Source organism: Stenotrophomonas sp. YJH_SMC_37, assembly GCF_059370035.1.
This window is the reverse complement of sequence record NZ_JCAFTG010000002.1, coordinates 270,139-284,938: the sequence shown is the minus strand read 5'-3', so window position 1 is coordinate 284,938 and position 14,800 is coordinate 270,139. Positions and strand designations below refer to the sequence as shown.

The 14,800-nt window shown below is 67.2% G+C and carries 13 protein-coding genes and 2 tRNA genes; 9 read left to right on the top strand and 6 right to left on the bottom strand.

What is annotated here, in order from left to right; translation table 11 throughout:
• Nucleotides 1-4 precede the first annotated feature (4 nt).
• From cydB to pgaD, 9 genes are all read left to right on the top strand, one after another.
• Nucleotides 5-1,156 carry a cytochrome d ubiquinol oxidase subunit II gene (gene cydB, locus AC5P8J_RS03820; RefSeq protein WP_058982786.1) on the top strand — a complete coding sequence of 384 codons (1,152 nt, stop codon included), beginning with the start codon at nt 5-7 and terminating at the stop codon, nt 1,154-1,156.
• A 58-nt stretch (nt 1,157-1,214) separates the two neighbouring features.
• Nucleotides 1,215-1,331 (top strand): cytochrome bd-I oxidase subunit CydX, encoded by a 117-nt coding sequence (cydX, locus tag AC5P8J_RS03815; protein ID WP_021204639.1) that lies wholly within the window; start codon nt 1,215-1,217, stop codon nt 1,329-1,331.
• Nucleotides 1,332-1,386: 55 nt separating this feature from the next.
• Nucleotides 1,387-1,463: transfer RNA gene (locus tag AC5P8J_RS03810), tRNA-Pro, on the top strand.
• A 140-nt stretch (nt 1,464-1,603) separates the two neighbouring features.
• A tRNA-Pro gene (locus AC5P8J_RS03805) sits at nt 1,604-1,680 on the top strand.
• Nucleotides 1,681-1,901: 221 nt separating this feature from the next.
• Nucleotides 1,902-3,107, top strand: a complete 1,206-nt coding sequence (locus AC5P8J_RS03800) for a CynX/NimT family MFS transporter (RefSeq protein WP_021204197.1) — start codon at nt 1,902-1,904, stop codon at nt 3,105-3,107.
• A gap of 345 nt (nt 3,108-3,452) precedes the next feature.
• Entirely contained in the window at nt 3,453-5,480 is a 2,028-nt protein-coding gene (pgaA, locus tag AC5P8J_RS03795) for a poly-beta-1,6 N-acetyl-D-glucosamine export porin PgaA (RefSeq protein ID WP_495216617.1), read from the top strand.
• Nucleotide 5,481: 1 nt separating this feature from the next.
• Nucleotides 5,482-7,368, top strand: a complete 1,887-nt coding sequence (gene pgaB / locus AC5P8J_RS03790; RefSeq protein WP_459390059.1) for a poly-beta-1,6-N-acetyl-D-glucosamine N-deacetylase PgaB — start codon at nt 5,482-5,484, stop codon at nt 7,366-7,368.
• A gap of 1 nt (nt 7,369) precedes the next feature.
• Nucleotides 7,370-8,626 (top strand): poly-beta-1,6-N-acetyl-D-glucosamine synthase, encoded by a 1,257-nt coding sequence (gene pgaC, locus AC5P8J_RS03785; RefSeq protein WP_021204194.1) that lies wholly within the window; start codon nt 7,370-7,372, stop codon nt 8,624-8,626.
• Complete coding sequence (gene pgaD, locus AC5P8J_RS03780; protein ID WP_005410359.1) at nt 8,623-9,093, top strand: poly-beta-1,6-N-acetyl-D-glucosamine biosynthesis protein PgaD; 471 nt, start codon at nt 8,623-8,625, stop codon at nt 9,091-9,093. Before pgaC ends, pgaD begins: the two co-directional genes overlap by 4 nt.
• Nucleotides 9,094-9,228: 135 nt before the next feature.
• On the opposite strand, the gene AC5P8J_RS03775 is transcribed toward pgaD, so the two are convergent.
• The 6 genes from AC5P8J_RS03775 to AC5P8J_RS03750 are packed head-to-tail and all read right to left on the bottom strand — an operon-like array spanning nt 9,229 to nt 14,797.
• The gene (locus AC5P8J_RS03775) at nt 9,229-10,500 is read right to left on the bottom strand and encodes a glutamate-5-semialdehyde dehydrogenase (protein ID WP_021204193.1); all 1,272 of its coding nucleotides are present in this window, start codon (nt 10,498-10,500) and stop codon (nt 9,229-9,231) included.
• Nucleotides 10,497-11,654 carry a glutamate 5-kinase gene (gene proB, locus AC5P8J_RS03770; RefSeq protein ID WP_019660494.1) on the bottom strand — a complete coding sequence of 386 codons (1,158 nt, stop codon included), beginning with the start codon at nt 11,652-11,654 and terminating at the stop codon, nt 10,497-10,499. The genes AC5P8J_RS03775 and proB overlap by 4 nt, the downstream gene beginning before the upstream one ends.
• Nucleotides 11,655-11,665: 11 nt before the next feature.
• A complete protein-coding gene (locus tag AC5P8J_RS03765) occupies nt 11,666-11,929 on the bottom strand; it encodes a YciI family protein (RefSeq protein ID WP_019660495.1) in 264 nt (87 codons plus the stop codon).
• The gene (gene argH / locus AC5P8J_RS03760; protein WP_134729909.1) at nt 11,929-13,224 is read right to left on the bottom strand and encodes an argininosuccinate lyase; all 1,296 of its coding nucleotides are present in this window, start codon (nt 13,222-13,224) and stop codon (nt 11,929-11,931) included. The genes AC5P8J_RS03765 and argH overlap by 1 nt, the downstream gene beginning before the upstream one ends.
• Before the next feature lie 20 nt (nt 13,225-13,244).
• On the bottom strand, nt 13,245-14,198 hold the full coding sequence (gene argC / locus AC5P8J_RS03755) for an N-acetyl-gamma-glutamyl-phosphate reductase (RefSeq protein ID WP_021204190.1): 954 nt from the start codon (nt 14,196-14,198) through the stop codon (nt 13,245-13,247).
• Nucleotides 14,195-14,797, bottom strand: a complete 603-nt coding sequence (locus AC5P8J_RS03750) for a GNAT family N-acetyltransferase (RefSeq protein ID WP_495216616.1) — start codon at nt 14,795-14,797, stop codon at nt 14,195-14,197. The genes argC and AC5P8J_RS03750 overlap by 4 nt, the downstream gene beginning before the upstream one ends.
• Between the last annotated feature and the right edge of the window lie 3 nt (nt 14,798-14,800).

Here is a 14,800-nt window from a genome sequence, read left to right as displayed (position 1 = left end):
CAAGATGGATTTCATTCTTCTGGACTACACCACGCTGCGCGTGATCTGGTGGCTGCTGCTTGGCATCCTGCTGATCGGTTTTGCCGTGATGGATGGTTTCGACCTGGGCGTGGGCACCCTGCTGCCCTTCGTCGCCCGCACTGACGCCGAACGCCGCCGGGTGATCAACACCATCGGCCCGGTCTGGGAAGGCAACCAGGTGTGGCTGATCCTGGGTGGCGGCGCCATCTTCGCCGCCTGGCCGCCGCTGTACGCGGTCAGCTTCTCTGGCTTCTACCTGGCGATGTTCGTGATCCTGTTCGCCCTGATCCTGCGCCCGGTCGGCTTCAAGTTCCGCAGCAAGATGCCCAGCGAACGCTGGCGCAACACCTGGGACTGGGCGCTGTTCATCGGTGGCTTCATCCCGGCGCTGATCATGGGCGTGGCAGTGGGCAACGTGCTGCTGGGCGTGCCGTTCCATTTCGATGACAGCATGCGCATCTTCTACACCGGCTCGTTCTTCGGCCTGCTGATGCCCTTCGCGCTGCTGGCCGGCCTGCTGAGCGTGTCGATGCTGGTCGCCCACGGTGCCGCCATGCTGGTGATCAAGACCGACGGCGCGGTGGCCGAGCGTGCCGCCCGATTCGGCAGCATCGCGGCGATCATCGCCTTCGTGCTGTTCGCAGTGGGCGGCGCCTGGGTGGCCTTCGGCCTGCCGGGTTACCAGATCACCTCGCAGGTGGTTACCGATGGCGCCACCAATCCGCTGCTGAAGACCGCCGAACTCGGCGCCGCCGGTGGCTGGATGCGCAACTACAGCGCGATGCCGGCCACGATCCTGGCCCCCCTGCTCGGCCTGGCCGGCCTGCTGGCCAGTGCGGTGCTGCTGCGGGCCCGTCGTGGTGGCCTGGCCTTCATCGCCTCCGGTGCGGCCATCGCCGGCATCATCCTGACCGTCGGCTTCGCCATCTTCCCGTTCCTGCTGCCGTCCTCGAGCCAGCCCACCTCCAGCCTGACCGTGTGGGATGCCTCGTCCAGCCACCTGACCCTGTGGATCATGCTGCTGGCCACGGCGGTGTTCCTGCCGATCATCCTCGCCTACACCACCTGGGTGTACCGCGTGCTGAAGGGCAAGACCACCTCCGAAGAGATGGGCAACAACCCCAACGCGTATTGATTGCTTGCACGTGTGCCGACCAACGGTCGGCACCTACCCGGAATGAAGGAGACTGATCATGTGGTATTTCGCCTGGATTCTCGGTGCCGGCCTCGCCTCGACGGTGGCCATCCTCAACGGCATGTGGTTCGAAGCCCGCGAGCAGAACCGCATCGAGAACGAAAATCGTCGCTGAGATGTAAAAAGACCTTGCCGCCTTGGCCTTCACACGGTATCTTAGGCGGCTCCTTCGGGGTGTAGCTCAGTCTGGTAGAGCGCTACGTTCGGGACGTAGAGGTCGCAGGTTCGAATCCTGTCTCCCCGACCACTTCGGTGGTCGCATTGAAGCCTGGTGATGTCGCCCAGGCTTTTTTGTTCCCTGAAGTGGCACCGCTTTTGCGGTGTGAAGAAAACAGCGTTCACCCCTTGCCGCCATCGGGATGAATCGCTAGAATAGGCGGCTCCCTTCGGGGTGTAGCTCAGTCTGGTAGAGCGCTACGTTCGGGACGTAGAGGTCGCAGGTTCGAATCCTGTCTCCCCGACCACTTCGGTGGTCACCAAGAAGCCTGGAAGACATCACTGTCCTCCGGGTTTTTTTGTACCAGGCGCCAGGCCTCCCGCATGACGGGACCTTGCCAGGCAGCGCACGTACAATGGCCGCGCTGCCGGCCCGCCAGCAGCCCCTCCCCCACCTGCCGCTTCGGCGTAGACCGATGCCGGCGCTGCATGCCATTGCCCCGGCGTGCGACACCTGCAAGGACCACCGATGAGTTCCTCCACTTCCGATTCGCCGTCGCTGCTGCACGGTCGTGTCCTCGCGTTTGCCGCGATCCTGCTGGCAGCGGTCAACCTGCGCACTGCGGTCACCTCGATCACCCCGCTGCTGGACGTACTCGGCCAGCAGTTCGGCTTCGGCACCACCATGACCGGCGTGCTGGGCATGCTGCCGACCGCCTCGTTCGCGGTGTTCGGCGTGGCCACGCCGACGCTGGCGCGGCGCCTGGGCCTGGAGCGCACCACGCTGCTGGCGATGGTGATGGCGATGGCTGGCCTGCTGCTGCGCTCCAGCGCCGGCAACGTCGGCACGCTGCTGCTCGGTTCGGTGCTGGCACTGGCCGGCATGGGCATCGGCAACGTGGTGGTGCCGCCGCTGGTGAAGCGCTACTTCGCCAACAAGGTCGGCACCATGAGCACGCTCTACATCAGCGTGCTGCAGCTGGGCACCATGCTGCCCGCATTGCTGGCGGTACCGGTGGCCAACGACGCTGGCTGGCGCGTGTCGCTGGGCATGTGGGCACTGCTGGCACTGGCCGCAGCATTGCCGTGGCTGGTTCTGGCCAGGCGCGCACCGAAGCCGCAGGCAGATGCCATCGACCCGACCGCACAGCCGCATGGGAAAGTCTGGCGCACCTCACTGGGCTGGAGCATGACGCTGATGTTCGGCATGACTTCGCTGATGACCTATTCGATGTTCACCTGGCTGCCACGCATCGTGGTCGAGGCCGGCGGCACACCGGCCTTTGGTGGCGTGATGGTGGCGGTGTTCTCGGCGCTCGGGCTGCTGCCGTCGCTGGTCATTCCATCCATGGCAGTTCGCATGCAGAACCCGTTTCCGCTGGTGCTGATCGGCTTCTTCTCGTTCGTGATCGCCTTCACCGGCCTGCTGCTGGCACCGATGAAGGCCCCCCTGCTGTGGGCGTGCCTGCTCGGCGTCGGTCCATCCACCTTCCCGCTGGCGCTGACCCTGATCAACCTGCGCACGCGCACCCCCACCGGCTCGGCGGCACTGTCCGGCTTCATGCAGGGCGTGGGTTACAGCTTCAGCTGCCTGGGGCCGTTCCTGGTCGGCTGGCTGCATACGGTCAGCAACGGCTGGACGCTCCCGTTCAGCTTCCTGTTCGGCTGCGCCACCCTGATGCTGTGCGCCTCCTGGGTGGCCTGCAAGCCGCGCAAGCTGGAAGACCTCTGGTAAGCCGCGCAGGGCCTCGCAACCGGCCCCACCTACCGCTCGTCAGCCCGTCTGCGCATTTTGACGCCGGGCTGACAATTCCGGGCGGATAGTGCCCACGAATGCCCATCCTTGCCGCGTGCCGGCATCGGGCATGGGGGCGGCAGCGCCGCCCAGGCCACCATTCGGTGTGCGGGGGATTCTCGTTTCAGGCAAGACATTGCAGGTCGCTGTCCGGGTTTGTATCCGTCCTTGCTGGACGGGAATGCACGAAGGGAGTGACGCGGGCCACGGCCACGCCCAAAACTGGCATGTGATATGCGTCACATTTTCACCGGTTGTCTGGTCAGGAAGCCAAGGGGGTCCCCAATGGTCGTCCACCGCCGGCTGGCGCTCTGCGTCGGCCTTGCCTGCACCGCCCTGGCCTGGGCCAGCGGCGCCGCCCCGCCTGACCGCGAGGCGGCCTTGGCCGAGATCGGCCGCTACCGCGACCAGGCCCGCTGGCTGGATGCCCTCGGCGCGATCGAGCGCGCCAGCCAAGAGCAACCCAACGACGACCTGCTGTTCAAGCTGCGCGTACTGACCCTGGGCGACATCGGCAACGCCTGGCGCGCCTGGGAGCTGTACCAGCAGCGCCCGCAGCTGTTCGACGCTGCACAGAAGCAACGCATCGAAGGCGACTACCTGGCCAAGCGGGTGGTCTGGAGCCTGGCCTACAGCAGCAGCGAAGACAGCCGCCTGGAAGAAGCCGAATCGACCCTGGCGCGCATGCAGCGCTACCTGGGCAGCGAAGGCACCCCGCCCGCGCAGGCGCCGCTTCGCGTCCGCATGGACCGGCTGATCCTGCTCAACCGGCTGGGCCGCCATGCGCAGGTGCGCGAAGAAGCCCGCGCACTGCAGGCCGAAGGCCATGCCCTGCCCGACTATGTGCTGCCTGCGGTCGGCGATTCGCTGATGGGCACCCTGCACCCGGAAGAAGCCATCCCGGTGCTGCAGGCGGCCGTCGCTGGCGATCCGGCGCGCGACGCTTCGCATTCGGAACTGGCCTACGCCTACCTGGAAAGCGAGCAGCAGGAAAAGGCGATCGACCTGCTGCAGGCATGGCGCGACAAGGAACCAGCGTGGCGCTGGAGCAATGGCAAATCCCCATACGCGAACTGGTCGCGCTACGAAGCTGACCTCAACCTGGCGATGGTACGCGCCTACAGCGGTGACCTGCCCACCGCGCAGCGCGACCTGGAATCAATGGTGGAGATCGCACCGGGCAACGGTGGACTGCAGAGCGCGCTGGGCAGCGTGTACATGATGCGCGGATGGCCACGCATGGCACTGCAGCGCCAGCAGATGGCACATGCGCTGGACCCTCGCGACATCGAGCCGCGGCTGGGCATGGAGGAGGCCTACGTCGCCCTGCAGCGCGATGACCTGGCAAGGCCACTGCACGACGATCTTGTCGCACGCTACCCGACCCAACCCGCCGTCGAACGCATGGACCAGGCCTGGCGGGCGCATCGCGGTTGGCAGCTGAAGGCATGGACCGACATTGGTCGCAGCTCCGGCGGTGGCGGCACCTCGCCGCTGGGCAACAACGACCGTCACTACGGGGTCGAAGTGCAGACACCGGTACTCGACGACCGCTGGCGGTTGTTCGCCTTGGCCGACAGGCGCTCGGTCGACTTCCAGGACCAGCGCATCGACCCGCTGTGGCTGGGCGCGGGCGTACGCTACCGCTTCGGCCAGCTGGATGCGGAAGCGGCGGTACTGCGCGCCAACGACCACATTGGCGATACCGGCCTGCGCATCGGCGTGGGTTGGCAGTTCAACGATTACTGGCATGCCGGGCTGGTGGCCGCACGCAATGACCCGGAAGCCTCGATGCAGGCGCGCGTGGCGGGCATCACCGCTGACAGCGTGAGCGCGCAGGTCGACTACCGGCGCAGCGAGCTGACCCACTGGATGTTCGGCGCCAGCCGCTTCCGCTACGACGACGGCAACCACCGCGAGCTGTTCAGCACCAGCATCGAACAGCGCCTGCTGACCCGCCCGCGCTGGTTGATCGACGGCCTGGCCAGTGCCTACACCAGCCGGGGCGGCCGCGACGACGCGCCCTACTTCAACCCGAAGCGCGACCGCATGGTCGAGATCGGGCTGCGCATCGACCAGCAGCTGTGGCGGCACTACGAGCGCCACTTCCGGCACCGCCTGACGGTCTCGCTGGGTGACTACTGGCAGGACGGCTTCGGCAGCGCTCTGGTCCCTTCGGTGTCCTACATGCACGAATGGCAGCTGGGCCAGGGCCGCGTGTTCGAGTACGGCGTGCGCTGGTCGCGGCCGGTCTACGACGGCCACCGCGAGCGTCATATCGGCTTCGAAGCCGCACTGCGCTGGGGAGAGTGACATGGCCCGCATCCTGCGACTGATCGTGCTCCTGCTGCTGGCCGCCACGCGGCCGGCGTTCGCGCAGCAGGCCCTGCATCTCGATGCCACTGACAACGGCCTGCTGATCCTCAGCTACCACGACATCCGCGACCGGGTCGCGGCCAAGGGCGATGCCGATACCTATGCGGTGAGCACGCAGAACTTCGCCGCACACCTGGACTGGCTCGGCGCGCATGGTTATCACCCGGTCTCGCTGTCGCAGGTGATCGACGCCTCCCAGGGACGCGCCACGCTGCCACCGAAACCCGTACTGCTGACCTTCGATGATGGCCTGCGCAGCGTCTACGACAAGGCGTTCCCGCTGCTGCAGGCGTACCGCTACCCGGCGCTGGTGGCAGTGATCACCGATTACGTGGACATGGCACCCGGGCGCACGATCGACTATGGCTACCGGCCGTTCGGCCACGATGACTTCGTTACCTGGGCGCAGCTGAAGCAGATGCACGACAGCGGCCTGATCGAAGTGGCCAGCCATACCGACGACCTGCACCACGGAGTGCTTGCCAATCCGCAGGGCAATTCGACGCCAGCGGTGGTCACCCGCATCTACCGGCCGGCCACGCGCAGCTACGAGAGCGAGGCGCAGTACGAGCAGCGCCTGCGCGCCGATCTCGGCCGCAGCGTGCAGCGCATCCAGCAGCATCTGGGCGTGCGCCCGCGCGCCATTGTCTGGCCGTACGCGGCCTACAACCAGTTGAGCAACGACATCGCCGAACAGCTGGGCATGCCGGTGTCCTTCGATCTGGAAGGCCGCAGCACGCCAGTGGCCAGCGACCTGCATGGGCTGGCGCGCTTCCTGGTCAGCGACAACCCGACCGTGGAGGGCCTCGCCTACGAGCTGCGGCGCGACGTTGCGCTCGACGGCATCCGCGCGTTGCAGGTCGACCTGGATGATGTGTACGACCCGGACCCGGCGCAGCAGGGGCGCAACCTCGATGCGCTGATCGAGCGGGTCAAGCGCATCTCGCCCACCCACGTCTACCTGCAGGCGTTCGCCGATCCGGACGGCAACAACACCGCCGATGCACTGTACTTCCCCAACCGGCACATGCCGATGCGCGCGGACCTGTTCAGCCGGGTCGCCTGGCAGCTGAAGTCGCGCGCGGGGGTGAAGGTTTACGCATGGCTGCCGGTGCTCGGCTTCGAGCTGCCCGACCCCGTGCAGCGCAAGGCACTGGCGATCCACAACGGTGATGCCGACGGCATGTACCGGCTGGACTTCACCAATCCGAAGGCACGCCAGATCATGCTCGACATCTACGAGGATCTGGCCGTCAATTCGTATTTCGAAGGCCTGCTCTTCCATGATGATGGCTACCTGCGCGACACCGAGCTGCCCACCTTGTCGGCCGGTACGGACGGCAGCGCACGCACACAGGCGCTGATCGACTTCACCCTGGCCCTGCGCGACAGTGCGCAGCGTTGGCGGCCGAAGCTGGCCACGGTGCGCAACCTGTACGCGGAGCCGGTGCTGCGTCCGCAGAGCGAGGCCTGGTTCGCGCAGCGCCTGGACCTGTTCAACAAGGCCTACGACCAGACCGCACTGATGGCGATGCCGTGGATGGAAGGCAGCAGGCATCCGGAACGCTGGCTCGACCAGCTGCTGGCCGCGGTGCGCGCGCACGATCCCCAGTTGCAGCACACCCTGTTCGAACTGCAGACCGTCGATTGGCGCAGCGGGCAACCGATTCCCGCCGAGCGGCTGCGCGCGCAGATCCGCCAGCTGCAGGCGCAGGGCGTGCACCACTTCGCCTGGTACCCGGATGACTTCATCGCCGGCCAGCCTTCCACCCATGATGCCCGCGCGGCGATGTCCGCCGGCAACTTCCCGTACCCGGAGAAGTGACATGGACATGCATCCGCTGCTGCAGGTCCTGTTCCAGTTCGCCTTCTACTACCCGATGGTGATGGCGTTCTTCTGGATGTCGGGCGGCCTGTATTACTACTTCCGGCGCGAACGCCATTCGCGCCCACGCAACGACCCGCCGCTGATGGTCGATCCACCGTTCGCGAGCCTGTTGATTCCCTGCCACAACGAGTCCGCGAACCTAGACGACACGCTCGGCGCGGCGCTGGCACAGCGCTATCCGGCCGACTACGAGGTGATCGCCATCGACGATGGCAGCAGTGATGACACCGGCGCCCGGCTCGACGTGCTGGCTGCGAAGCATCCGCGGCTGCGCGTGCTGCACCTTGACCGCAACCTCGGCAAGGCCAACGCGCTGCGCATGGGTGCGCTGGCGGCCCGCTCGGAGTACCTGGTGTGCATCGATGGCGACGCGATGCTGGAGGAGCACGCGCTGCACTGGATGATCTGGCACCTGGTGAGCGGCAACCGGGTCGGCGCGGTGACCGGCAATCCGCGCATCCGCAACCGCTCCACCCTGCTCGGACGCCTGCAGGTGGCCGAGTTCTCGTCGATCATCGGCATGATCAAGCGCGCGCAGCGCGTGTACGGGCGCATCTTCACCATCTCCGGAGTGATCGCAGGCTTTCGCCGCACCGCCCTGCACCAGGTCGGCTGGTGGTCGGACGACATGGTGACCGAGGACATCGACATCAGCTGGCGCCTGCAGCGGGCGCATTGGGACATCCGCTACGAACCCAACGCGCTGTGCTTCATCCTGATGCCGGAAACGCTGAAGGGCCTGTGGCGGCAACGGCTGCGCTGGGCGCAGGGTGGCGTGGAAGTGATGCTGCGGCATGCGCGTTCACTGCTGCACTGGAAGGAGCGGCGCATGTGGGGCGTGCTGCTGGAGTACGTGCTGAGCGTTATCTGGGCCTACACCATGTTGTTCATCGTGGTGCTGTGGGTGCTGGGCAAGCTCATCGACATGCCGCCGCAGCTGTACATCGCCAGCCTGCTGCCGCAATGGCATGGCGTGATCCTGGCCCTGGTCTGCCTGATGCAGTTCGCCAGCAGCCTGATCATCGACCGTCGTTACGAAACACAGATTGGACGCAACTACTTCTGGGTCATCTGGTACCCGATGGCGTACTGGCTGATCAGTCTTTCCACCACCCTGGTGGCGTTGCCGAAGACCCTGCTGCGCCGTCGCAGCAAGCGCGCCACCTGGACCAGTCCCGATCGGGGGATCCGATGAACGCACAACGCCCGTCCAACCGCTTCGACTCGCGGATGATCCGCAAGCCGCATCGCCAACCACGCTTCCAGCGCACCGCCTGGGGCTTCGTCACCCTCGCGTTCTGGGGGTTCTACTTCTACCTGTGGGCACCGTTGGTGACCCTGTTCTCGTGGCTGATCGGCGGCCAGCTGGCCTGGCAGCAGCTGTACGAACGGCAAAGCCAGTTCGACCCCTATGTGCTGGTGGCACTGCCGCTGATGCTGCTGTGTGCCAGCGTGCTGCTGATCGGCTGGGCCGAGTACAATCGCGCGCGCTTCCGTGGCCACGAGCGACGCCTGCCGCGACCACTGGCCAGCCTCAATGAAGTCGCGGCCGATCTGGGTGCCAGCACCGGCCTTGCCGAGCGCCTGCTGGGCTGCAAGGCCGCCACGCTGCACATGGACGATCACGCGCGGCCGATCGGTATCCGCCGCGAGGTGGTGTGACGCCCCGGTAGTCGCCGACCCGGGTCGGCGCTTGCTTTGGCAGCTGCCGATCCTGGTCGGCGCTTGGGCCTGGTGGGCGCCGACCTTGGTCGGCACCGGGGTCTACCGCGAAGTGCATCCGCGCATCGCGTGGATCTACTTGCGCGTCTGCCCTTCGCCGCGCACAACAAATCGTTCGACGGTGAGTGCTTCCAGGCCCATTGGGCCGTACGCATGCAGGCGCGTGGTGGAAATGCCGATCTCGCTGCCCAGGCCCAGCTGGCCACCGTCGGAGAAGCGCGACGAGGCATTGACCATCACTACCGCCGAGCGCAGCGCAGTGACGAAGCGCTCGGCATGGCCGGCGTCTTCGGTGGCGATCACTTCGGTATGGTCGGAGGTATAGGCACGGATGTGCGCGATGGCCGCCTCGAGGTCATCAACCACGCGCACGGCCAGCACCAGGTCGAGGAACTCGGCAGCGTAGTCGTCTTCGCTGGCGGCGGTGCTGCCCGGCAGCAGCGGCTGCGCGCTCGTGTCGGCGCGCAGCTCCACGCCACGCTCACCGAGCGCCTGCGCCACGCGCGGCAGGAAGGCTTCGGCCACATCACGATGCACCAGCAGGGTTTCCAGCGAGTTGCAGGCCGACGGACGGCTGCACTTGCCGTCCACCAGAAGGTCGATGGCTTTGCCGAGGTCGGCGCTGGCATCCACGAACAGGTGGCAGACACCCTTGTAGTGCTTGATCACCGGCACCCGCGCATGCTCGGCAACGAAGCGGATCAGGCCTTCGCCGCCGCGCGGAATCGCCAGATCGATCAGTTCATGCAGCTGCAGCAGTTCCAGCATTGCTTCGCGGCGCAGGTCGGTCAGCACGGTCACTGCCGCCGCCGGTACGCCATTGGCCTGCAGGGCGCCGGCCAGCGCCTGGGCGATGGCGGTGTTGGAGTGGATCGCTTCGGAACCACCGCGCAGGATCACGCCATTGCCGGCCTTCAGGCACAGCGCGGCCGCTTCGGCGGTCACGTTCGGGCGCGCCTCGTAGATCATCGCGATCACGCCCAGCGGCACGCGCACCTTCTGCACGCGGATGCCGTTTGGACGCACATCGTCGCGGGTGATCTGGCCGACGGGATCGCGCAGCGCGGCGACCTCTCGCACGGCTTCGGCCATCGCGAACAGGCGTGCCGGGTCCAGCGCCAGGCGGTCGAGCATGGCACTGCCAATGCCTTTCTCGCGCGCAGCGGCAAGGTCGCGCGCATTACCGGCCAGGATCAGCCCGGCATTCACTTCCAGTGCCTGGGCCATCGCCAGCAGCAGCGTGCGGCGCGTCGCACTGTCGAGGCCGGCAACGGTCTGGGCCGCGTCACGGCAGGCACGCGCCTGCGCTTCGATTTCGCTCATCGGCGAGTCCTTCAATCCGGTCATGGCAGCACCAGGTCGTCGCGATGGACGACGCTACCGCCGTAGTTGTAGCCCAGCACGGCCTCGATGTCGCGCGAATGGCGGCCGGCGATCCGGCGCACATCATCGGCCGCGTACTGGCTGACTCCGCGCGCCACGCAGACGCGGCCCTGTGGCGCGTTCCAGCACACCTGCACCATGTCGCCACGGCGGAACATGCCCTCCGCGCCGGTGATGCCGCCGGGCAGCAGCGAGGCGCCCTTCTCGCGCATCGCCTGCGCCGCGCCGGCATCGATCACGATAGCACCCTCGACCAGCGGCGCGTGCCGCAGCCAGTGCTTGCGGGCCGCCTCACGGCTGCGCGCGGCGTGGATACGGGTACCGAACAGGCGGTCCTGGGCCAGCGCGCGTACCACGTCACCGCTGCGGCCATTGAACAGATAGGTTTCGATGCCGAGACGCCCCGCCTTCGCTGCCGCTTCCAGCTTGGTCCGCATGCCGCCGGTACCGGCGCGCGAGCCGGCGCCGCCGGCCATCGCCAGCACCTCGTCACTCAGTTCCGGCACGTCGTGCAATGGCCGCGCATCGGCCACGGTGCGCGGGTCGGCGCTGTACAGTCCGTCGATGTCGGTGGCAATGAACAGCGCATCGGCATCAACCAGCGCGGCCACGGTGGCGGCCAGGTTGTCGTTGTCGCCGAGCTTGAGTTCGTCCACCGACACGGTGTCGTTCTCGTTGACCACCGGCAACGCGCCCAGCCGCAGCAGTTCGTTGAGCGTGGCGCGTGCGTTGAGGTAGCGGCGGCGGTTGCGCAGGTCGTCATGGGTCAGCAGCACCTGCGCCACCGGGCGCTCGAAGAAGCGCTGCCAGAGCCCGATCAGCTGGGCCTGGCCAAGCGCGGCCAGCGCCTGCCGTGCCGCCATCGCCGCGCCGGGCTCATCGGCCCGCGGCAGGATCGCGCGCCCGGCCGCAACCGCGCCGGAGGAGACGATCACCACCTCACGTCCGGCCAGTACATTGGCAGAAACGAACTGTGCCAGGCCCAGCGCGTGGCGGGGCGACAGGCCGCCGCCATCGGCGGCGAGCAGGCTGCTGCCCACTTTCAGCACCGCACGCCGCCACGGCGGCAGCGCCTGTTCCGGGAACGGCGAAGCGACGTGGCTGGCATGCAGAGTCATCAGTCAGGGCCTCAACGGGTGTTCCATTCGTGCACGGTCAGGTCGGAGGCATGCATCGTCACCAGCGGATCGGTGGCGACGATGGCCTGCGCCTGCGCCAGGCTGTCCACGTTGCACAGCACGTAGGCGCCACCGCTGCCATCGGCGAAGCCGCCGGTCAGCTGCAGCTTGCCCTGCGCCTGCAACGCGTCGAGGAAATCGCGGTGCGGCTGCACCGCTGCATCGTTGAAGTCCGGCCGGCGCATCGCCATCACCAGGTAGACAGTGCCCGCCATCAGGACAGCGCCTGCCAGCGCGCGCGCAGTTCGTCCAGGCGCAGGTCGGCGGCCGAACCCGGCGACACGCGCGCGGCGAGGCTGCCTTCCGGGGTACGCCCCTGCCCTGCACTGTCGGCACCGGCAGCTGCGGCCTTGTAGGCCTCACGGAACGGCACGCCGGCCACCGCCGCTTCCACCGCCACGTCGGTGGCATACATGCCCGAATCGATGGCCGCACGCAGCTTGTCGTCACGCCATTCCAGGTTGGCCAGCAGCGCCGGCAGCAGCTCCAGCGCGGCCAGGCCACGGCCGAAGCCGTGGAAGATGGCACCCTTGGACGACTGCAGGTCGCGGTGGTAGCCCGACGGCAGCGACAGCAGCTGCTCGATCTCGGTGCGCGCTGCGGCGACGCTGGCGTGGGTCGCACGCATCAGCTCGATCACGTCCGGGTTGCGCTTGTTGGGCATGATCGAACTGCCGGTGGTGTACTGCGCCGGCAGCGCGACGAAGCCGAACTCGGCGCTGGTGAACAGTGACAGGTCCCAGGCAATGCGGCGCAGGTCCAGCGTGGCGCCACCGAGCGCTTCCAGCGCGGCCAGCTCGAACTTGCCGCGCGACAGCTGTGCGTAGATCGGCGAGATCTGCATGCGCGCGAAACCGAGCGCGGCCGTGGTGTGCTCGCGGTCCAGCGGCAGGTTCACGCCGTAGCCGGCAGCCGTGCCGAGCGGATTGGCATCGACCAGCGCATGGGTGTCACGCGCGCGGATGGCATTGTCGATGAAGGCCTCGGCCCAGCCCGCCCACCACATGCCGGCCGAGGACACTACGGCGCGCTGGATGTGGGTGTAGCCGGGAATCGGCAGGTCCTTCTCGGCCTGTGCGCGGTCCAGCGCGACCTTGGCCACTTCGGCGCTGAGCTGTGCCACGCGCTGCAGCTTCTCCTTCAGCCACAGGCGGGTGGCGACCAGGATCTGGTCGTTGCGGCTGCGGCCGGTGTGGATCTTGCGGCCGGCATCGCCGAGGCGTTCGGTCAGGCGCGCTTCGATCGCCGAGTGGCCATCCTCATACTGGGTATCGAGCACGAAGCGGCCTTCGCGGAAGTCCTGCGCCAGCACCTCCAGTTCGCGCAGCAGGCCGTCCAGCTCGTCGGCACTGAGGATGCCGATGTGCTGCAGGCCTTGTGCATGCGCGGTGCTGGCGGCGATGTCATGCAGGAAGAACTCGCGATCGAGGATCACGTCGTCGCCGGCGAGGAAGGTCTGGATCTGGGCGTCGACAGCGACGCCGGGCTTCTGCCAAAGAAGGTCTGCCATGGGGGCTCCGGAAGGCGTATTTAGTGCGGGATCGACGTCAGTTCGTCGATGCCAAGCGCGAGGTTGAGGTTCTGCATGGCCTGGGTGGCCGCGCCCTTCAGCAGGTTGTCCAGGGTCGCCACCACCACGACCCGCTTGCCGCCCGGGGCGAGCGTGAAGCCACCGACCTGGGCACCGTGGCGACCGGCAATGCGGCTGACCCACGGCGCTTCATCCACCACATCGATCAGGGGTTCGCCGGCATAGGCCTGCTGGAAGCGCTCGACGATCTGCTCGCGGGTCTGCACCCGGTTCAGCCACAGATTGGCGGTGAGCGTGATGCCACGGAAATGCGGCGCGACGTGCGGCATGAATTCGACCGCCACGCCCAGCTGCACGGACACTTCGCGCTCGTGCACGTGGTTGGTCAGCGCGTAGGGCATCAGGTTGTCGGCCAGCAGTTCGACGTTGTTCTTGTCCGACGGCGTGGTACCGGCACCGGAGTAACCGGAGACACCGAAGCACTGGGGCGGACCCGCCAGCAGGTCCAGCAGCGGATGCACCGCCAGCTGCATCGCGGTGGCATAGCAGCCCGGATTGCTGATGTGCTTCTGGCCGTTGTAGCGGCCACGGGTCAGCTCCGGCAGGCCGTAATACCAGCTGTTGTCGAAGCGGTAGTCGGCCGAGAGGTCGACGATGACGGTGTCCGCCTTCGCCGCCTCCAGCGCGGCCACGAACGGCGCGGCCAGGCCGTTGGGCAGGGCCAGGATCACCGCATCCACGCCCTTGGCCGCCACCGCGTCAGCGTCCAGGTTTTCGTACTGCAGTTCGCCCAGGAATTCAGGGTGGTGGTCGGACAGGCGCTGCCCGGCGCGCTCGCGCGAGGAGACGAAAGCCAGTTCCAGCCGCGGATGGGCGGCCACCAGCTTGATCAGCTCGGCGCCGGTATGGCCGCGGGCACCGACGATGCCCAGGGTGAAAGTCGAATCGTTCATGCGTGACTGTCCAGGCGGTACTGCAGGTGGCGCTTCACGCCCTGCCATTCCGCATCGATGATGGAGAAGATGACGGTATCGCGCGGCGTGCCATCGGCATGCCGCTTGTGGTTGCGCAGCACGCCATCCTGCTTGGCGCCCAAGCGCGCGATGGCGGTGCGCGAGGTGAAGTTGAACCAGCTGGTTTCCAGTACCACGCTGATGCAGCCCATGGCCTCGAAGGCGTGCTGCAGCAGCAACAGCTTGGCTTCGGTGTTGGCGCCGGTGCGCTGCACGCGCGGCGTGTACCAGGTGTAGCCGAGGCTGAGCCTGGGCACGCTGGCATCCATGTCGTAGAAGCGCGTGCTGCCGATGATGTCACCCGCCGCATCACGGATCACGAACGCCAGCACCTTGCCTTCGCTCTGCGCCTGCAACGCGGCCCGCACATAGGCCTCGGCCTGTTCCGGCGATGGCACCTGGGTGTACCAGAGCTGGTCCAGGCCGCTGCCTTCAAGCGCATCGCGCAGGCCGGGCACGTGCTCCATCTGCAGCGGCTGCAGGGTTACGTGCTGGCCGCGCAGGGTAGGAACCGTGTTCCAGGCATCGAGGTTGCTCATTGC